Source organism: Actinomyces sp. SKVG-SVH-4(1) (genome assembly GCF_048514265.1).
Lineage (GTDB): Bacteria > Actinomycetota > Actinomycetes > Actinomycetales > Actinomycetaceae > Actinomyces > Actinomyces oris.
Genome location: NZ_JBGEVE010000013.1, coordinates 1 through 20092 on the forward strand (window position 1 = coordinate 1; position 20092 = coordinate 20092).

At 63.0% G+C, this 20092-nt stretch carries 16 protein-coding genes and 2 tRNA genes; 9 read left to right on the forward strand and 9 right to left on the reverse strand.

All coding sequences use genetic code 11. The features are described 5' to 3' along the window. Positions 1-756: 756 nt before the first annotated feature. Positions 757-972 carry a YdeI/OmpD-associated family protein gene (locus AB7V09_RS10305; protein WP_419143690.1) on the reverse strand — a complete coding sequence of 72 codons (216 nt, stop codon included), beginning with the start codon at positions 970-972 and terminating at the stop codon, positions 757-759. Positions 973-1095: 123 nt separating this feature from the next. On the opposite strand from AB7V09_RS10305, the gene AB7V09_RS10310 reads away from it, so the two are divergent. Both AB7V09_RS10310 and AB7V09_RS10315 read left to right on the forward strand, forming a co-directional pair. Then, a complete protein-coding gene (locus AB7V09_RS10310) occupies positions 1096-2010 on the forward strand; it encodes an alpha/beta hydrolase (protein ID WP_419143691.1) in 915 nt (304 codons plus the stop codon). Positions 2011-2044: 34 nt separating this feature from the next. After that, the gene (locus AB7V09_RS10315; protein ID WP_419143692.1) at positions 2045-2554 is read left to right on the forward strand and encodes a helix-turn-helix domain-containing protein; all 510 of its coding nucleotides are present in this window, start codon (positions 2045-2047) and stop codon (positions 2552-2554) included. 96 nt (positions 2555-2650) lie between these two features. Here the strand turns inward: AB7V09_RS10315 and AB7V09_RS10320 are convergent, their stop codons facing one another. The 3 genes from AB7V09_RS10320 to AB7V09_RS10330 all read right to left on the reverse strand — a co-directional run bounded on the left by AB7V09_RS10320 (position 2651) and on the right by AB7V09_RS10330 (position 5678). Further along, a complete protein-coding gene (locus AB7V09_RS10320) occupies positions 2651-3004 on the reverse strand; it encodes a hypothetical protein (RefSeq protein WP_419143693.1) in 354 nt (117 codons plus the stop codon). 811 nt (positions 3005-3815) lie between these two features. Beyond that, positions 3816-4742, reverse strand: a complete 927-nt coding sequence (locus tag AB7V09_RS10325; RefSeq protein ID WP_419143694.1) for a hypothetical protein — start codon at positions 4740-4742, stop codon at positions 3816-3818. A gap of 3 nt (positions 4743-4745) precedes the next feature. After that, positions 4746-5678, reverse strand: coding sequence for a hypothetical protein (locus tag AB7V09_RS10330; protein WP_419143695.1), 933 nt, complete (start codon positions 5676-5678; stop codon positions 4746-4748). 1470 nt (positions 5679-7148) lie between these two features. On the opposite strand from AB7V09_RS10330, the gene AB7V09_RS10335 reads away from it, so the two are divergent. Further along, on the forward strand, positions 7149-8891 hold the full coding sequence (locus tag AB7V09_RS10335; RefSeq protein ID WP_419143696.1) for a recombinase family protein: 1743 nt from the start codon (positions 7149-7151) through the stop codon (positions 8889-8891). A gap of 280 nt (positions 8892-9171) precedes the next feature. On the opposite strand, the gene AB7V09_RS10340 is transcribed toward AB7V09_RS10335, so the two are convergent. After that, positions 9172-9247 (reverse strand) — tRNA-Val (locus AB7V09_RS10340). A gap of 165 nt (positions 9248-9412) precedes the next feature. Further along, positions 9413-9817 carry a DUF3052 domain-containing protein gene (locus AB7V09_RS10345; protein ID WP_009406144.1) on the reverse strand — a complete coding sequence of 135 codons (405 nt, stop codon included), beginning with the start codon at positions 9815-9817 and terminating at the stop codon, positions 9413-9415. A gap of 397 nt (positions 9818-10214) precedes the next feature. Between AB7V09_RS10345 and aceE the strand changes: the two genes are divergently transcribed. Further along, complete coding sequence (gene aceE / locus AB7V09_RS10350) at positions 10215-12968, forward strand: pyruvate dehydrogenase (acetyl-transferring), homodimeric type (RefSeq protein WP_009747360.1); 2754 nt, start codon at positions 10215-10217, stop codon at positions 12966-12968. Between the two features lie 108 nt (positions 12969-13076). Continuing rightward, entirely contained in the window at positions 13077-13718 is a 642-nt protein-coding gene (locus AB7V09_RS10355; RefSeq protein ID WP_419143697.1) for a DUF3060 domain-containing protein, read from the forward strand. A 99-nt stretch (positions 13719-13817) separates the two neighbouring features. Here the strand turns inward: AB7V09_RS10355 and aspA are convergent, their stop codons facing one another. Then, complete coding sequence (gene aspA / locus AB7V09_RS10360) at positions 13818-15296, reverse strand: aspartate ammonia-lyase (protein WP_419143698.1); 1479 nt, start codon at positions 15294-15296, stop codon at positions 13818-13820. A gap of 264 nt (positions 15297-15560) precedes the next feature. On the opposite strand from aspA, the gene AB7V09_RS10365 reads away from it, so the two are divergent. The 4 genes from AB7V09_RS10365 (at position 15561) to AB7V09_RS10380 (ending at position 19211) form a co-directional block, all read left to right on the forward strand. After that, positions 15561-16760: a PucR family transcriptional regulator gene (locus tag AB7V09_RS10365; RefSeq protein WP_419143699.1), complete on the forward strand. Its 1200-nt coding sequence runs from the start codon at positions 15561-15563 to the stop codon at positions 16758-16760. Positions 16761-17021: 261 nt separating this feature from the next. Further along, positions 17022-17273, forward strand: a complete 252-nt coding sequence (locus AB7V09_RS10370; RefSeq protein WP_070513247.1) for an acyl carrier protein — start codon at positions 17022-17024, stop codon at positions 17271-17273. Positions 17274-17281: 8 nt separating this feature from the next. Beyond that, complete coding sequence (locus AB7V09_RS10375; RefSeq protein ID WP_141406848.1) at positions 17282-18535, forward strand: beta-ketoacyl-[acyl-carrier-protein] synthase family protein; 1254 nt, start codon at positions 17282-17284, stop codon at positions 18533-18535. Positions 18536-18710: 175 nt separating this feature from the next. Then, positions 18711-19211, forward strand: a complete 501-nt coding sequence (locus AB7V09_RS10380; RefSeq protein WP_004564722.1) for a DUF3145 domain-containing protein — start codon at positions 18711-18713, stop codon at positions 19209-19211. Between the two features lie 97 nt (positions 19212-19308). Here the strand turns inward: AB7V09_RS10380 and def are convergent, their stop codons facing one another. Next, positions 19309-19800, reverse strand: coding sequence for a peptide deformylase (def, locus tag AB7V09_RS10385; protein ID WP_004564721.1), 492 nt, complete (start codon positions 19798-19800; stop codon positions 19309-19311). 165 nt (positions 19801-19965) lie between these two features. Further along, a tRNA-Asn gene (locus tag AB7V09_RS10390) sits at positions 19966-20040 on the reverse strand. Positions 20041-20092: the final 52 nt, after the last annotated feature.

Below are 20092 nucleotides of genomic sequence, written 5' to 3' on the forward strand. Positions count from 1 at the left end.
CGGCTCAGTAACGATGCGCCGGTCCACTGTGCTGTCTCCTCACTTCTGAGACGTTTGAGTGTCATGACTTCTGAGACACTCGCTCGGGCGGGAATCCTGGGCAGGCTGGTGGTCCAGGAGGCAAGGGTGGCTTAGGGGCGAGGCATGACGGGGTGTGGGTGTCCATAGTGCTGACATCAACCCCGCACCGGCGCTGCATGCCGGAGAGAAACCGCAGGATTCCAACGATCCCCGCTGGGCGCGCTGACGCCGGGCCCGTTGATGTCAGCGCTGCGGACACCGGGCAGGGCAGGAGGGAGTCCGTGGTTCGTACGGCAGAGCCCGGCACCCTCACCCTGGGGCCGGCCGCGCTTCTCCCTGCCTGGTCCTCGCTAGCTCCCGCGCAGGGTCCCGGTGGTCATGGTTCGACTCCGGCCCCGCCCCGAGTCGGCTCGAGGCGGCCTGCTCCACGAGGGTCGGGATCCACTGGCCAGGGGCTGTGCGTACTGCACGAAGGCCCCACCTACCTGCAGCACCCCCAACCCTCCTCCAGTAGCACCCCACCCCTCGTGCCGTGCATCCAGACGACACCAGAAGCCACCACAGTGGCCGGGGCACCCCGCTCCGCCAGGCTGAAACAGCAGCTCTCCCATCTGGCAGACGCACCCCACCGATGTCTCAGATGTCATGACATCCGAAACTCTCAGAAGTCATGAGACAACATAGATGCATCGGTCCACGCCCATGCCTGCCGCTGCAACGAGCCGGCGAGGACACTCAACCGCGACTGGCTTCCCCGTGCTTCTCCACCATCATCTCTGCCGCCTTGGTGGCCCGACGACGACGGGTCTCGGCGCGCTTCGCCTCACCGATCCATCGCATGTACTCGTTGCGGTGCGACGGAGGCAGAGCCCCGAATATCCTCCCCGCCGCCTCATTCTCCGACAACGCCTCGGACAGCTCCTCCGGGATGGCCGTCTGCTCGTCACTCATTGCCTCTCCTCCGGCCGCTTGACAGAACTATCGCAAGGATAAGGGACAGTTAGGCAGCTCGTAATGGGCCTCCGTCGTAGACCCAAGCACAGGCGCAGAGGCTCGCACGACTAGCATCGACGTATGCAGGCCAATCCGTACGCGCCCTTCCTGCCACCCCACCACCAGCACGCGGCCTCGCTGGCGCCTAAGTCGACGTGGTGGCAGTGGCACGGCCATCGGGTGCACATTGCACGTGCACCCGAACCGAAGGCGCCAGCCAGGGTGCTACTCGTCCACGGGGCGGGCGGGCACAGCGGGGCGCTGTGGCCCATCGCCGCACTGGTGGCCTCACGCGGTATCGACATCAGTGCCGTCGACCTGCCTCTGTACGGGCGCACGAGGTCTCCGGTTCCCGCAGCCGTGCGTTACGACACCTGGGTCGATCTCCTCATCGACCTCGTCGAAGCCGAGCGCGACCACCGCCCCCTGGTGCTTCTGGGCGCTAGCATCGGTGGCCTTCTCGCCTATGAGGTGGCGGCCCATTCGCCGCATGTTGCGGCGGTGGCAGCCACGTGTCTGCTCGACCCGGGCAACTGGCGCGCCCGAGCGCATATGACGCGTGCAGGAGTACTAGGCGTCCTGGGCGGGCCATTGTCGAGGCTCGCCCGAGGAGGACTGGCGCACACCATGGTCTCGATGAGCGCGGTGGCGAACCTGCGGAGGATGAGCCGCGATCGCGCACTGTCTCGTCTGTGCTCTCTCGATCCGCGTGGGGGCGCCGCCAGGGTCCCCTTAGGGTTTCTCGCCTCCTACCTGCGGTTCGCACACACCCCACCCGAGCGCAACCGCACGCCGGTGACGCTGCTGCACCCAGGTCGGGACGCGTGGACGCCGATCGAGCTCAGCGCCCGAGTTCTGGCGCGGGCCGCGGGTCCGGCCGATCTGGTGATTCTGCGCGAGTGCGGCCACTTCCCCGTCGAGGACCCGGGACTCACGGAACTCGTCGACGCAGTCGCCGGCCTGGCTCGGCGCCTCGGCTCGCAGGGTGAGGCCTGAAGTACTGCGGGCCTGTCAGCACCAGGTCACGCTCATGGTGGCCCTCCTTACCTCTGTCACCAAGAACTGGCAGACGCTACTGGAATTCGCCAGGACGCTGCCGCCCGAGGGCGAAATCCCCACCGCCACTGCCACCACCGACGGAAGAGTCCCCACGGCCGCAGCCCCGGCAACCACCGACGACGAAGCCACGACCACCATAGCCACTCCCCCGCCTCAGCGCCTGCGCCAGCATCACACCCGCCTTACGCCAGCGCAGAAGGATGAGGTGATCACCCTGTACCAGCAGGGCACGCCAGTACGCGAGATCTGCCAGCGCTATGGCATCAGCAGGCAACAGGTCAGTGACCTCCGCGCCGCTCGGGGCATCCCCTGCCGGCCACGTGGCTTGAGCGACGAGCAGAAGCGCCAGGCCGAGCAGCACTACCTCGCCGGCCAGTCCTGCGCCACCATCGGCCGCCAGTTCGGCGTGCATGCCGAGACCGTCCGCCGCTACCTCCACACCACCGGCATTGCCCTGCGTCCCAGACCCGGTGCTGCATGAGCGGCACACAGCAGATGTGTAGCACCAGGCCGAACGCCACCAGCAGACGACGCGCTCATTGTCAGCAACGACGTCGCTTAGCCAGCCGCAACCCACTCACCCCTCATCTTCCACATACCGAGCCAGCGTGCTCACCAGCCGACGGGCACTCTCTAGGGTGATGTCGAGGCCGTGAGTGTGGGAGCCGTCGCCTATGTAGAGCCACGTGTCGTCGCAAGTGCGGTACTGGTAGCGCACCAGGCTGAGCTCGACGGCGGCAGGATGATGCTGGATGGTGCCAGCCTCATCGGTGCTACGCTCCAAGGCGATGCAGGGCACGAGGGCCGGCGTGGCTTCGTGGAGGTGGTCGTCTGCCTCATCTGGTCCATCAGCGTCGTGGCTGATGCACCAGGCTGGGCAGCCGGCAGTCGGTGGGGTGTAGTCCTCGCTGCGATCTTCTGGAGTGGCCATGGGCTTCCCCTCCTCCATCTTCGGTATGCGGTGAGGCTGTCAGGGGGAGAGTGAAGCGGAGGACAAGGTGAAGCGGGAGGGCGGATGGCTGACGGAGAACAGGAAAAGCTGAAATGCACCCGCAACACATTGATGTTTCGGTTTCTTCAAAAAGGGGCGGGTCGGACTCAAACCGACCATGCCGACATCTGACGGCCTCACCTGCGAGTTACCCGTCAGCTTTCATACGCAATTGCGTGGCGGCGATTCAACGCCGCTTCACCCCTTAATATAAAGATTAGCAGACTTGTGGGACAAATACAAACTGCTCGCCCCACAAGTCTGCCAATTACTCGCACCTAGTGCTCTGTTATCCTCTTCGTCTTATGGTCGGTTGAATGATCCTGCTTCGTCCCAGGATTATCCCACGATCGATGCCATCCTTCACCGTACACAGTGACATGCTCGTCAGCGCCAATAGTGCCATAGGCGTTCTTGTTTCCGTTGATCGACATCCCTGTCGGCGACTTCCCATTGCTCCTGCGCTGGTAGATCGTTCCCTCCACAGGCTTGTCCGCCATCTGCCTAACCTCTCTGCTAGCTGCTTTGGCGATCTTCAGATTCTGAAGATACGGTTAGATTACTCTCCACCAACCCAAAGCAAATAAACTCAGCTGAATTGTAACTAGTTCGTTACCCACAGCCAGTATAGTTCCACGTTGGCTGACCGCACAACAGCATAGCTACCTACAAGGCTTACTCGTAGCACCACAAATGGGAGTAAGAAGCATAGCTACACCACGAGGTCCCGGTTCATGCCGATATCAACACACTACTTACCTTCCACAATTCTAATCCACTCCGTTGTGTCATCAGTAGTATTGCGCACTGCGATCACCTTCCCACTCTGACTACCTGGATATACATCCACGCGATACGTTGATCCATTTGCGAACGCATGGGTGAGGGCGAAGCCGTTTTTCAGCTGCTCGCCAGTAACCGTGTACGTCTTCGAGATCGCATGCGTTCCTATCTTCGATCTACTGCGATCACGGCGCTGTATCCTCGGATCTTTAATCCCGTGCTCTTCAAGCAACTTCCCAAGGAGCTTCCGGCAGCCGCCACCCTTCTTTCCTGTGATCAGGTAGTTGTCGGTCGATAGATAACTGCGATAGTAGTACGACCCATTTTTTGTCAGATAGCCATTATTTTCGTCTTCGTATCTCACACGGCGATCAAGCAAAAGCAGTAGATTTTCGCTCATCGGTGCCCACCCGCCTTCAACTTCATACCTTTGTCTGCTGTATCCCAACCAGATCTGGAAGCTGGAGTAATGAAAGCAGGCAAGTTCGCCAGTGTCAAGCAAGCAATACAGCGAGTATTCGTATATTTGGCGAGACTTCTTCGACATATTCCCAGAGCAAGGATTCTTCAGTTTTTCATTTGTCGTATCTCCAGTCTCAGTTTTACAAATAACCCAGTACCCAATATGCTCCCTCGCGTAACGCTTTTCCGGAGTATCGTTCGGTTCCGCCGCGAAGAGGTTGCGGAAGAACTTTGCGACCTTGCCGGAGCCATCGTTTGCCTCCGCTATTCTCTTATCCACCTCGCCTTGCTTCTCGTCCGTGTATCCCATAGGAGAGATATGATGATCGACGAGCAGCTTCGCCGCTTTCTGCGCGTACGACGTCACCCACGCCATGTCGAGGGTGGATGCCTCGTAGTCTTTGGCTACCTGTTCCCAATCTACCTTTGCCATGATCTACTCCACATCAATACGGATCAGTTCAACTTTGCCGCTTACACCGTCGTAGGCCGGGATAACTTTACCTGGCTTGGTGCGTGGTGGAATCCGGACACTCGCCGATCGACCGTCTTCGAATGTGTGCTCAATTCGGCAGCCGTGACGCAACTGCTCGGCAGTCAACACGTATCGTCGAGATTCCTCATTACTGCTACGTACCCAAGCGCTTCGCACTGCCACCGACTTTCTCGCACGGGCCAGCAGCTGGTTGAAGTACTTCTTGCAACCGCCACCTTTTTCCGCGACAATCAGGTCGTTGTTAGCCGAGAGACTTTCCCATTCACTGTGCCAATACTCGCCTGTCGCCTTATCGTATGGCTTATCTATTTCACGATGTCGCACTTCGTGGTCAAGCAGTAGAATTTCCTCCTCACGCATCCACTCCCATCTACCTGATGCGGTGGCATCAAAAACAATATCCAAGTCCCGTCGCCGATGTTCACGAGCATCGAAGTACCAGAGGGATCCATCGGCAAGCAGCACGTACCTGGTCACGAAGTTGGCGTCAAGCGATTCAAGACGTGTTTTGTCGAGCCAGTCAATGTACTGACGCCGCTGCCCCATGGTATGGGCCTTTGTCTCGACAAGCGTCCAGTATCCTATATGAGGGAGCTCGTCCGTCTTCGGCAGCATGTCATACGGCAGGCCAAACATCTTTCGAAGGAGATTTGGTTTAATCTTCGTTCGAGCACTTTCATTGTACTCAAGTCGATCAAACTCGGCTTGCCGTTTCTCCACCTCACGCTGCGTCTCATCCACATAGCCGCTGAACGGAATATGGTGCTGCTTCAGGACAGTCGCCACGCTGCAGGCGATATCTTGGAGGGCGGATAGGTCGAGGGTGGATGAGTCGTAGTCGATACTACCCGGAGAATGATCATGTGTAGGCATACTATCCGCCTCAGGTCTCGAGACGTGGTTTTGTATAGTTGGCATTGAGTTAGGGGAAGTGCATGTTACAGAATAAATATCGTCCGTTAGGCTGCAGTACACTGGAACTGTCACCCATACACTGTCAAGTTCACTGGAATTAAAAGTAGTCCACTACCCGAAATACCAGAACATCTCCGCTAAACTGTGAACTGCATTTCCAATATCCCTCCAACTAGAACATTGCATAAATTCAATCGCCACAATAACGAACGCTGCACATACAGGAATAAGTATCATTGCGACAAAATACGCTGGCGCGGAGGGTGAAGATATACATAGTCTTATCGCTGCGTATCCCAGCAGTAGTGAGAGCACAATAAGCAGCAAGCCGATAATTCTACTTATATACTTCATATTATCTCTATAATTGCATGTCGTTGAAGCCATGTCAATGACTTCAACGACATGCGTAGGAACGGACGAAGTTACTTCTTTCCGCTGGTTCCAGTGCGTCCTTTATCGCGAGTGGCGCTGTTGAGCTCCCTGGTTTGGCGCGATGCTTGTTGTTGCTCCTCATATTTTTCGAACTTTTTGTGCACTTCCGTCGGTTGAGATACTGCAGTGATCGCTACGGCGCCTGCATATACTACCGCTTTTGCGAGTTTTTTGTTTACCATGACGTTTCCCTTCAGGTGTCGACGTCCCGTAATACCACAAGCGGCCCGTCAGTCATGACGCGCTTCCTGTTGCTCGAAGAAGAGATGCTGAATCTGTTGTCGTTGTGCAGGCCTACCATCGAGAGAAAGCAAAGGGCTTCTTTGCTCCTCGCAGTTAAAAAATTAGTACGTTCGATTGAGAGGCGCAATATTCTACAACCGAGAACGCGCAACTCTAATGTTGTAGACAACCGACAGTATTCCTTCAGTTGTATAAGTTCTTAGACTGCCGACGTCTTGACATCGATTCAATATAGGAGTAAGATGCTTCGGCACATATGTCATTAAAGCGCTAGTTCTTACTTTGTATAGACATATGCTTGAGGTTCATAGATGTGCTCTCTGTCTGATCAGGTAGCCCATGACTCATCCTTTTCAGACGCCTCGCCCGACGCATCGCTCGACTCATCGCTGCACTCAAGCACTCCCAGTTTCCCGCGCAATCTAGCGGGTTGGTGCTGCTTTGTGGCGGCGACTGGGAGCCCCTGCTGGGCTCCCTCCTCCGCTGCCTGCGCCGTCAGGGGTAGCCACTGTCCTCCGAGTTGCTTGGCCTCTACTCAGGCTGGTGGCGGAACCGGCTGGGGCGTCAGCGCTGCGTCATCTGCCTGCCGAACTTCGCAGCCCTTCCTGCCTCCCCCTCATCCCTGATTGGCTCCGTCTCGCCATACTTCGCACTGGACTTTGCGGGCATTCTGAGCGTCAATAGAAAGAGATGCCAGTCGTAGTGTCTGGTATGTCCATACAAACGGATAAGCGAAAGGAGGATGAGTCTATGGAAGCAGGAACAACACTAGGCAGTGCGGTGGCAGCCGGAGCTGATCCCTTCACCGCCATGGCCGCCCAACTGACTCCCAAGCGCGCCGTCTCCTACATCCGCGTCTCTACTCGTGAGCAGGCTCAGCGCGGTGGGTCGGAGGAGGGCTTCTCCCTGCCGGCTCAGCGTGAGGCCAATAAGCGCAAAGCCCAGTCGATGGGTGCGCTGGTGGTTAAGGAGTTTGCCGACCGTGGTGAATCGGCTCGTAGTGCGAACCGGCCTGAGCTGCAGAAGATGCTGGCTTATCTTAAGGAAGATGGTGGGATTGACTATGTCATCGTCCACAAGCTCGACCGCCTGGCCCGGAACCGAGCCGATGATGTGGAGATTAACCGGGCGTTTGAGGAGGCCGGCGTCCGGCTCGTCTCCACCAGCGAGAACATCGACCAGACGCCTGGCGGCATGCTCTTGCATGGCATCATGAGCAGTATTGCTGAGTTCTACTCCCGGAACCTAGCTAATGAGGTCATCAAGGGGATGGGAGAAAAGGCCAGGAACGGCGGGACGCTGGGCAAGGCACCGCTGGGGTATGTGAACGTACGTGTCAGGGATGAGAACGGGAGAGAGGTTCGGACGGTCGCCTTGGATGAGGAGCGCGCACCACTGGTGCGACTGGCTTTCACAGAGTATGCGACCGGTAACTGGACGGTGCGGCAGCTGGCGGAGCACCTCAACAACCGCGGCCTGACCATCCCGCCAACTGCCCGCAAACCGACCAACCCTGTCTCGGTCAGACTCTTACAGACGCTGCTGCGAAACCCCTACTACAAGGGCGTCGTCTCCTTCCAAGGCGTGGAGTACCCCGGGGCGCACGAGCCTCTCGTGGACGCCGCCACCTGGCAGACGGTGCAAGACATCCTGACCGCTCATACCAACGGCGAGCGGCAGCGTACGCACAATCATCACCTCAAGAGCACCATCGTCTGCGGCCTGTGTGGTGCCCGCCTGCTGGTGCAGCACGCCACCTCGCGCGCCAGCGGTACCTACCACTACTTCGTCTGCGCCCGCCGCCATCGGGTGCACGACTGCACCTTCAAGGCGGTGCTCATTGACGAGGTGGAAGCCCGCGTGGCCGAGCTCTACCAGCAGATACAGCTCAGTAGCGATGACCGCCGCGAGATCGAGCGCTACCTGTCCGCGGAGTTCGAACACATCCAGGCCAACCGCCAGCAAGACATCCAGCGCCTGACTACGCGGCAGCAACAGCTGGAAGACCAGCGCCATAAGCTGCTCGAAGCCCACTACGCCGGAGCCATTCCCCTGGATCTGCTCAAGAAGGAACAGGAGCAGCTGACCAGCGGCATCCTCGCGATCCAGCGCGAACTGGACGGCTACACGGCCGACGCCGCTCTGGTGGAGCAGCACCTCACCCAGGCGCTCGACCTCCTGGAGGACTGCTCACGGTTGTATGCGGTAGTGCCCGCTCATCTGAAGAAGCTGCTCAACCAGGTGTTCTTCGAGCGCATCCTCGTCAATCCAGCGGTGGACGAAGATGGCCGCCCCATCATCCCACCACCGGCCCTGCAGACGAGCCTGAAGGCGGGACGACGAAGGGGCGCTGGTGGGACTGAGACTGGCGAGAGGATGACCGCTGCGCAGGGTGACGAGAAGACAGCGGAGAGCCCGATCTCTTCTTGCGGTGAGGCGGCTGGCGGCCAGTCAGGCGGCTCGGCATCTCAGGGTGGCCACGATGAAGCGTAGCCAGACTCGATGCATACGGTGCACCGCAGCACCATCTCCATCATCGACCATGCCAGCCACACCAACGCCACCGGGGAGCTGGCCTCACCCTTCGACCAACTCGCCAGCCAGCAGCTACAGCGAGCGGCGATGGGCGCAGCACCCGGCCAGACGGCAGACTGCGACACACCCATAACAAGAACGCCCGTACACGATGTGGACGGGCGCCGTCGATGCAATTCAGGTGATGATTCGGCCCCTGCCCCTGTTACTCAGGCCAAGGGTTCGTATACGGAGCTTGTGGTGGACCCGGCCGGACTCGAACCGACGACCGACGCGGTGTAAACGCGTTGCTCTACCAACTGAGCTACAGGTCCAGGTGCAGTGGCTCCCGGGAGCACGTTGCCCGAGTTCCCAGTGCCTGCACACAAAACTGACGGCGCGAGCCGCCTCAGCCGGAGACTTTACCGTCTCCGCCGGACGTGCCACCAATCATCTCCGCCACGGAGAGCGGGGAATGTCACGCGGCCATCGGGGTCGTCTCAGCGCCCTCGGCTGGAGACTCTGATGCCACTCCAGTGCTGCCCCATGGAGGCTGCGGAGGTCGCATGCATGCCTGCCGTCTGGGCGGCCTCCTCCACCTCAGCGGCCGGGACGGCGCCGGTGGTGCGCGCCTTGGGCGTCAGCACCCAGATGAGCCCTGCGCCGTCGAGGTTGGCCTGAGCGTCCACGAGGAGATCGGTGAGGTCGTCGACGTCGCCGTCGTCGTCGCGCCACCACACGATGGCCGAGTCGGCCACGTCCTCATAGTCCTCGTCCACCAGAGTGGTTCCGGTCTCCGCCTCAACGGCTTGCCGCAAGGTCTCGTCGACGTCGTCGTCGTAGCCGAACTCCTGAATGATGAGACCGGAGGCGAAGCCGAAAGCTCCACCCGCTGTACTCGCCACGTCCTTACACCGTCCTTCTGGGCCCAGCCCGTCTATCGCTCGCCCGTTGCTGGGCGATGGGTACTAGCCCACCCCACCCGGCACCAGCCGCGCAAGTGAACACGCACGTCAGGTTACCTTGGACTTTCCTTTGAAGGCTGGTTCCAGCGCGGCCGCGAACTCGAGGCTCCTTCCCCTCTGCCCCAGGCACCGAAATCAACCCACCATCATGTGAGCCACACCATACGTGAGGTAGGACTTTCCTCCCGTTGGGTGCAGCGTTCGCGCCGTTGCAGGTCGTAGATTAGGGCCGTCATCCACAGTGGCCTGACTTCAGGCGCACGCCGACGCCGCCTTCGGCGCCACGGCACGCAATGAGGCTCGGGCCGACCGCACAGACGCGAGGAAAGAGGATTCCGTGAGCCCCACCAGTGACTCCACGCCGCTCATTGACGGCCTCCTGACAAAGGTGACCGACAACGACCCAGAGGAGACCAAGGAGTGGCACGAGTCCCTCGATGCCCTCATCGCGGACAAGGGCGCCAAGCGTGCGCGCTACATCCTGCTGAGCATGCTGGCCCAGGCCCGGCAGAAGAACGTCACGGTCCCCACCGAGACGACGACGCCGTACATCAACACCATCGACGTCGCCAACGAGCCCTACTTCCCCGGTGACGAGAGCGCCGAGCGCACCTACCGGCGCTGGCTGCGCTGGAACGCCGCCGTCATGGTCACCCGCGCCCAGCGCCCCGGGGTCGGGGTCGGCGGACACATCTCCTCCTACGCCTCGACCGCGACCCTCTACGAGGTCGGCTTCAACCACTTCTTCCGCGGCAAGGACCACCCCGGCGGCGGCGACCACGTCTTCTTCCAGGGCCACGCCTCACCAGGAAACTACGCCCGCGCCTTCATCGAGGGCCGTCTCACCGAGGCCGACCTGGACGGCTTCCGCCAGGAGGAGTCGCGCCCGGCCGGTGGCCGCGGCCTGCCCTCCTACCCCCACCCGCGCCGCATGGAGGACTTCTGGGAGTACCCCACCGTCTCCATGGGTCTTGGCCCGTCCGAGGCGATCTACCAGGCCTGGTTCGACAAGTACCTCCAGGGCGCCGGCATCAAGGACACCTCTCAGCAGCACACCTGGGCCTTCCTGGGTGACGGCGAGATGGACGAGCCCGAGTCGCGCGGCATGCTGCAGCTGGCCGCCAACCAGCAGCTGGACAACCTCACCTTCGTCATCAACTGCAACCTCCAGCGCCTCGACGGCCCGGTGCGCGGAAACGGCAAGATCATCCAGGAGCTCGAGGCCTTCTTCAAGGGCGCGGGCTGGAACGTCATCAAGGTGATCTGGGGCCGTGGCTGGGACCAGCTCCTCGCCGCGGACAAGGACCACGCCCTCGAGCACCTCATGATGGAGACCCTCGACGGCGACTACCAGACCTTCAAGGCCAACGACGGCGCCTACATCCGTGAGCACTTCTTCGGCCGCGACCCGCGCACCGCCGAGCTCGTCAAGGACTGGACCGACGACGAGATCTGGGCCCTGCAGCGCGGCGGCAACGACTACCGCAAGATGTACGCCGCCTACAAGGCGGCCATGGAGCACAAGGGCCAGCCCACCGTCATCCTGGCGCACACGGTCAAGGGCTACCTCCTGGGCGGCCACTTCGCCGGCCGTAACGCCACCCACCAGATGAAGAAGCTGACGCTGGACGACCTCAAGGCCCTGCGCGACCGGCTCCACATCCCGATCACCGACGAGCAGCTCGAGGCCAACCCGAAGATGCCGCCGTACTACCGGCCGGCCGCCGACGACCCCTCGCTGCTCTACATGCTGGACCGGCGCCGCCAGCTCGGTGGCTTCATCCCCGAGCGCCGCGATGCCGGTGTCGAGCTCGAGCTGCCCGGTGACAAGACCTACGACATCCTCAAGGGCGGCTCGGGCAAGCAGGAGGTCGCCTCCACGATGGCCTTCGTGCGTCTGCTCAAGGAGCTCATCAAGGACAAGGGCATCGGACGGCGCATCGTCCCGATCGTTCCGGACGAGTCGCGTACCTTCGGCCTGGAGTCACTCTTCCCCACCAAGAAGATCTTCAACACCCAGGGTCAGAACTACACGCCGGTCGACGCCGACATGATGCTGTCCTACCGGGAGTCCACCTCCGGTCAGCTCATGCACACGGGCATCAACGAGGCCGGTTCGGTCTCCCTGTTCCAGGTGGCCGGAACGAGCTACGCCACCCACGGCGAGCCCATGATCCCGGTCTACATCTTCTACTCGATGTTCGGCTTCCAGCGCACCGGCGACCAGTTCTGGGCCGCCGGCGACCAGCTGACCCGCGGCTTCATCATCGGGGCCACCGCCGGGCGCACTACCCTGACCGGTGAGGGCACCCAGCACATGGACGGCCACTCCCCCATGATCGCGGCCACCAATGACGCAGTCGTCAGCTACGACCCGGCCTACGCCTACGAGATCCGGCACATCGTGCGCGACGCCCTGGAGCGCTGGTACGGCCCGGACTCGGGTCGCAACCGCGACGTCATGTACTACCTGACCGTTTACAATGAGCCGATCCACCAGCCCGCTGAGCCCGACGGCGTCGACGTCGAGGGAATCCTGCGCGGTATTCACCGCATCAGCACGGCTCCTGACGGCGAGGGTCCCGAGGTCCAGCTCCTGGCCTCCGGCGTCGGGGTGCCCTGGATCGAGGAGGCTCGCCGCATCCTGGCCGAGGACTGGGGCGTGCGCGCCGCCACCTGGTCCGTCACCAGCTGGAACGAGCTGCGGCGCCAGGCCCTGGAGGTGGAGAAGGCCAACTTCCTGGCCCCCGACGGCGAGCGGCAGGTCCCCTACCTGACGCAGAAGCTCTCCGAGGCCACTGGCCCCTTCATCGCCACCAGCGACTACGACCACCTGGTCCCCGACCAGATCCGCGCCTGGGTGCCCGGCGACTACTACACGCTGGGCGCCGACGGCTTCGGATTCTCCGACACCCGGGCCGCCGCCAGGCGCCACTACCTCATTGACGCCCAGTCAGTGGTGGTGCGCGCCCTCCAGGCTCTGGTGGAGCAGGGGCGCCTCGACCGCTCCGTCCTGGCTCAGGCCGTTGCCCGCTATGACTTGACCAACGTCAACGCAGGCACCTCCGGCTCCCAGGGAGGGGAGTCCTGATCCGCCCCGTGCGGCTATAGTTGGACGCACTGACCAATTGTGGTGCCGGTGGAGCGCGGTCTTCCGTGTTCCACCGGCACCACCATGTCTGCCGAATGAGGTCCCCCCGTGTCCCGCTCCCAGCTCCTGCGCTCCACCGCCTTCATGGCCGCGTGCCTACTGACCCTGTCCGGTTGCTCAGTCGGTTGGACCGGCGCCAGGGGGACGTCCTCGGCCCCGCCGGACCAGGCTCAGGACGCCGCCCCAGAGGCCGCGGAGGAGCCGACTGGGAAGCTGGAGGACACCAGCCCCATGGATCCGCTGGAGTACGGCAACTGCACATCCTCCGACATCCAGGACTACGACGACGAGCTCACCGACAACGACGCGGAGGACACCCGTGCCCAGGCGGAGGCCCAGGTCACCAAGGTCATACCGGCCTCCGAGCAGGTCAGTGTCACCGCTAACGAGCTCTCCACCGATCAGGTGGTCAAGGTCTCGGCAGGCGCTCGAGACGTAACAATCACCGCACAAAGTCTCGTGGTCGTCATCGAGGGGGAGATCGAGTCACTGACCATCAACGGCTTCGACAACACGGTCTGGGTCGGCGCTTCCAATAAAGTCACGTTCGGCGCGAACGACGGTGACAGCCAGAATTATGTCTTCTGGCACTCCAGGCCTCCGCAGGCGAAGGTGGATCCGCAAGGCCTCAACGTCATCGGCAAGGACGTTCACGCCCCGGTCGTCCGCTCCTGCCGATCCTTCTCATGATGCCCTGCGGGATATAGAGCCGGAATCGGCCTTCCGAGGTCGGCGAGGCAGTGCGACAAGCCGCTGACCGCCCGCCGGCCTTCAGAAGGCCGATTCCCCTTACCCCTCCGAGTCAGGCGCCGTGGACACAACCGGCGGAGTTGACGGATCGGATCCTGAGTAGACGTTCAAGTCGCGGAAATGGGGGCGCAGAAGGTTCTCAGGGCTGAGAATCTCATCAAGAACAGACTCCTCGAGCAGCCCCATCTCCAGAACCACCTCTCGCACGCTGCGTCCTGAACGGGCGCACTCACGGCCCACCAGGTCGCCGTTGTGATGACCGATCACCGGGTTGAGGTAGGTAACGATTCCAATCGAGTCCAGCACATTGCGGCGACATACCTCCTCGTTGGCCTCGATCCCCACGACACAAAGCTCCCGCAGGGTCGACATCCCGCGGGTGAGCAGATTGATCGACTCGAAAATCGCCTGGGCGATCACCGGTTCCATGACGTTGAGCTGAAGCTGTCCCGCCTCAGCGGCGAAGGTCAGCGCCACATCATTACCCATGACCTTGAAGCAGACCTGGTTCACCACCTCGGGGATCACCGGATTGACCTTGGCCGGCATGATGGAGGATCCGGCCTGGCGCTCAGGCAACCTGATCTCCCCCAGCCCCGCACGAGGTCCGGAGGACAGCAGGCGCAGGTCGTTGCAGATCTTGGACAGCTTCACCGCCAGACGCTTGATAGCCGCATGCATCGAGACGTAGGCACCTGTGTCACTCGTGGCTTCCAGCAGGTCATGCGCTCCTCGAATGTCCAGACCGGTGATCTCCCGCAGACGCCCGACAACAGTGCTCTGATAGTCCGGAGGCGTGTTGAGCCCCGTGCCGATCGCCGTGGCCCCGAGGTTCACCTCCAGAAGCAGGGCGGCATTGTTGTGAAGCCGGCTAACCTCCTCCTCCAGCAGAACGGCGAAGGCCTCGAACTCCTGCCCCAGGCTCATCGGAACAGCATCCTGAAGCTGAGTGCGCCCCATCTTCAGAACATGGACGAGCTCGGTTCCCTTGGCTCGCATCGCCGCGATGAGTCGCTCGAGCTCCTCGATGAGCGAACCAACGAGGGCGAACAGTCCCAAACGGAATCCGGTCGGGTAGGCGTCGTTCGTCGACTGGGACTTGTTGACATGATCGTTGGGATTGATGATGTCATAACGGCCCTTGGCATATCCCAGGTACTCCAGCGCGAGGTTGGCGATCACCTCGTTGGTATTCATGTTGACGCTGGTCCCAGCACCACCCTGGAACTGGTCGACCGGGAACTGATCGAGGCAACGCTCAGCAACCAGCACCTGGTCACACGCCCACACAATCGCACCAGCGACCTCCGGGTCAAGAGCCCCAAGATCACTGTTCGCTAACGCTGATGCCTTCTTCACCTGCACCATGCCGCGAACAAAGGCCTCTTCGTCGCCAACCACTGATCCAGAGATCTGGAAGTTCTCCATCGCACGTAGCGTGTGGATTCCCCAATAGGCTTCTAATGGAACTTCCCGTGCACCAAGAAGATCTTCCTCTGTGCGGGTTGCCTTCGTCATCCTGAGCCTCCGAGTTGTCTAGCTAGGCACCTGCTTGCGCACATCCATGCTGACATACGACGCGCACGTTCAGGTCATTGCAGATTCACATACCATGGCTTCCACAATGGTTACGCTATTGTAACCTGCCTAATCCACTCCGCCTCGACGACACACCACCCTCAGTTATCCCCGTATTTTCAAGACAAACTCGTGTCGGATCACACGCCGCGCCAATCGAGAACCTACTGTCCTCAGGATATTCCAGTCGGTAGCATCCACAGCATGGATGAGTTGAGCGCTCCGGGAGTGTCTGCACTGCGACAGGCGCAGGACACAATTATTGAACACTCACTGGACCGCATCAGTTCGGCCCACGATTTCTACCGAACCCTGCCGGAAGGATCGCGCGACCAGATCGCGGCGGTGGCCCGCCTGGGCGTCACCATGTTCGTCGACTCGGCGGAGAACCCCTCGACACCGCTGACCCCCTCGCAGATCTTCTCTGTGGCGCCTGCGGCCCTGACCGGCGTCATCACGCTGGAGCAGACCCTGGCTCTGGTGCGCACGGTCCTCGACGTTGTTGTTGACGAGGCGCCTCGTGCCGTACCCGAGGAGGACCATGACACCGTCCGCATCCTCGTCCTGACCTTCGGACGTGACGTCGGCTTCGCCGCGGCCGAGGTGTACGCCCGGGCAGCTGAGGCCCGCGGCGCCTGGGACGCACGGTTGGAGTCCGTAGCGGTCGACGCGATGCTTCATGACGCCCCCGAGGACGCCGCGACCCGGGCCGGAACCGCCGGCTGGAACGGGACCGGGCCGGTGGCGGCCATCGCCGCCAAGACCACTCTGGATGCGCTCGGCGTCTCCAGGCTGCGCCACGAGTGCCGCAACCTGGCCAGCGACTGTCTGGTATCCGTACGCGGCGACTCCGTCCTCATCGTCCTGGGCGACAGCCAGGCGGCTCACCCTGGGACATCCAAGCACTCCGGCCGGGAGGCCACCCCTGAGCAGCTGGTGGACCAGGCGGCCATGCAGGTGGCCGGCGGCCTGGGCGGGTCAGCCGTCGTCGGCCCGGTGGTTCCAGGGATCTCGCACGCGGGTCGTTCGCTGCGCTCGGCCCTGGCCGGGCTGCGCGCGCTGCCCGGCTGGGCCGAGGCTCCCAACCCGGTCCACGCCGACGATCTCCTTCCCGAGCGCCTTCTGGCCGGCGATGAGCTCGCCTGCGAGCAGATCCTCAACCTGGTGCACGCCCCCCTGCATGAGATGGGCGACCCCTTCGAGAGCACGGTGGCCACCTATCTGGCCCTGGGCGGCAGCCTGGAGGCCACTGCTCGGAACCTGTTCGTGCACGCCAACACGGTGCGCTACCGCCTGGGCCGGGTCAGCGAGCAGGTCGGCTGGGACGCGACGAACGCCCGTGACGGCCTCATGCTGCACATGGCAATCATCGTGGGCCGACTCGCTGTCAGCCGAGAGGCCTGACGCGCCGCGCCCTAATACGCACCCTCGTCCACTCCTTCACGACCGGACCCGTCCGTCACCCTCGGACAGGTCCGGTCGTGGCGCTATGACCGTGCCCCTGCCGCAAGCCGGCCCCTGTGGCGCATCGATGCAGGAGCACCCCTTCTCATCTGGGACAATGGTCTGACCTGCGGCGCAGCCGCCGGCGAAGCACAACCATCATCGAGTCACTGCGCCGTCACGGAACCTGGATGCTCCGTCACGGCGCCCGAAGGAGCCACCATGGCTGAGCAGAGCAAGGACGACGTCCTGTCCGTCATCACCCAGATCGTCAGTGAGGAGTCCGGCGTCGCCGCCAAGGACATCACCCGCGAGACCGCCTTCGCCCAGGACCTCGACGTCGACTCACTGGGTCTGCTGACCATCGCCACACAGGTCGAGGAGCGTTTCGGCGTAGCCCTGGACGACTCCCTCATCCCGACCCTGCCCACTGTTGGAGCGCTGGTCGACCTGGTGACCTCCAAGAAGGCCTGACGACACACATGAGCCCGGAAGCCGAGTGCCGCCCTGACGACGTCGTCGTCACCGGACTGGGGACCATCAATCCTCTGGGCGCAGACGTCGAGTCCACCTGGAGCGCCCTGAACGAGGGCACCTGCGCGGTTCGCACCCTCGAGCACGAGTGGGTCGAGAGCCATGACCTGCCCGTGCGGATCGGCGCCCCCCTGGCGGTCGATCCTGCCGAATCACTCCCGCCGCGCCAACTGCGCCGTCTCGACCGCGCCAGTCAGTGCGCGCTGCTGGCCGCCCGCCAGGCCTGGGAGCAGGCAGGGGCCCCGCAGGTCGCCTCACAGCGTCTAGCGGTGTCCGTCTCCCCGGGTATGGGGCCGGTCCTGTCGGTCATGGAGGCCTGGGACACCCTGAGGGACAAGGGGCCCCGGCGGGTTCTGCCGACGGCGGTCCCGGCGCTCATGCCCAACGCCCCGGCGGCGGCCGTCGGGATCGAACTGGGGGCCCGCGGCGGCATCCATGCTCCTGTCTCAGCCTGCGCGTCGGGAGCCGAGGCCATCGCCTACGGTGCGGATCTCATTGCTCTGGGGCGGGCTGACGTCGTGGTGGCCGGGGGGACGGATGCGGCCCTCCACCCGATGACCGTGGCCGCCTTCGCTGCAATGCGGGCCCTGTCGACACGCAACGCCGACCCGCAGACCGCCTCCCGCCCCTTCGCCCCGGACCGCGACGGCTTCGTCCTGGGCGAGGGCGCCGGGCTCCTCGTCCTGGAGCGCGCCGCGCATGCCAAGGCCCGAGGAGCCCGGATCCTGGCCGTGATGGCAGGCTCCGGGGTCACCGCCGACGCCTACGACGTCGCACGTCCGGAGCCATCTGGCGCGGAGCAGGAGCGAGCCCTGCGGCTAGCCGTGGAGCGCGCGGGCCTTGACGCCGCCGCCGTTGGGCACGTCAATGCTCACGCCACCTCGACGCCGGCCGGCGACGTCGTCGAGGCCGGTGTCCTGGCCAGGACGGTTCCGAACGCGGCGGTCAGCGCCACGAAGTCCGCCACCGGTCACCTCCTGGGTGGGGCCGGGGGTCTGGAGGCGGTGCTGACCGTCATGGCCCTGCAGGAGCGCTGGGCCCCGCCCACGCTGCTGCCGGCCGGAGTGGATCCAGAGCTGGCCCAGCTCGGGCTGGACGTTGTTGGGCCGCAGGGCCGGGACCTGCCCCAGCTGACGGCGGCGGCCAGCACCTCCTTCGGCTTCGGCGGGCATAACGTCGCCCTGGTCTTCACCCGCCAGTAGCCATGCTCGGGCCGGAGGCCCCGTGCGCCCCCGCCTGTGACCCACGGCGCTGGACCCGGCCGGTGCAGTCAGGCACAATAAGCCGTGCATGCCGCGTACGTCATGACATGAGCCCGGTTGTGGGTCGAGACCGTTGGGGAAGGCGAATCTCGAAACCAACCAGGAGGCGATACTCATGATCGGTGCCTACACCCGCGGTGTACTTTTCGTGCATTCAGCACCTCGGGCGCTCTGCCCCCACATCGAGTGGGCAGCGGCCGAGGTGCTCGGTTCGCGTGTCCACCTGGACTGGACCGAGCAGCCTGCGGCCCAGGGCATGATGCGGGCCGAGACCAGCTGGGTGGGGCCCGCTGGAACAGGAGCCAGCCTTGCCTCCGCCCTGCGCGGCTGGGCGAACCTGCGCTATGAGGTGACCGAGGAGGCGAGTGTCGGCACCGACGGCGGCCGCTGGTCCCACACCCCGGACCTGGGCATCTTCCACGCACAGACGGATGTTCACGGCAACGTCGTCGTGCCCGAGGACCGGATCCGTGCCGCGCTCGTCTACGCGGCTGATCCTGACAGGATGCGCCGCGAGCTCGACCTGGCTCTGGGACAGGCCTGGGACGACGAGCTCGAGCCCTTCCGCTACGCCGGAGCCGGCGCGCCCGTGCGTTGGCTGCACCGCGTCGGCTAGGAACGCCGAGCACAGGACGCCTCATCGCCTGCTGAAAACCGGGTGGGGCAACAGGTCTCGCAACCTGTTGCCCCACCCGGTTTGCGTCCTGGGGACGTTACAGTCCCTGCGCTCGCAGCTCCTTCATCGCCTTGGCCCGGTTCTTGCGGTCGAGGCGGTCGAGGTAGAGGTGGCCCTCCAGGTGGTCGCACTCGTGCTGGATACAACGGGCCATGAGCTCCTCCCCCTCGACGACGACCTCCTTGCCGTCCAGGTCCACTCCCTCAGCACGGGCGTACCAGGCCCGCTCCGTGGGGAACCACAGGCCAGGCACTGACAGGCAGCCCTCGTCCCCGTCCTGGTACTCGTCCTTGGAGACCTCGACGATCTTGGGGTTGAGGATGTAGCCGATCTCGCCGTCGATGTTCCAGGAGAAGGCGCGCAGACCGATCCCGATCTGATTGGCGGCCAGGCCGGCCCGGCCGTCCTCATCGACCGTCTCGAGCAGGTCCTCAACCAGGGCCTTGACGGAGTCGTCGATGTCAGTGATCCAGTCGCACTCGGTGCGCAGGATCGGGTCGCCGATGATGCGGATGTCGCGGTATGCCATGGCGGCATCCTCCCATGACCGCAGCGACGCGGTCATGTTCGACCCATCTCGTGATCTGCTGCTCGCACACCGCACCGGCATCATCGAGAACAGGCCACCTGGCCCCAGGGCCGAGTATGTGAAAAAGGAAGAGTCCCCGGCCTGATCGACCGAGGACTCCCCTGGTGGCTCCTGCGGCTGGACTCGAACCAGCAACCGTCCGATTAACAGTCGGATGCTCTGCCATTGAGCTACGCAGGAATGCGTTTGACGCGCAGTGAACTTTAGCAACATCCCGCGGCGACGTCGAATC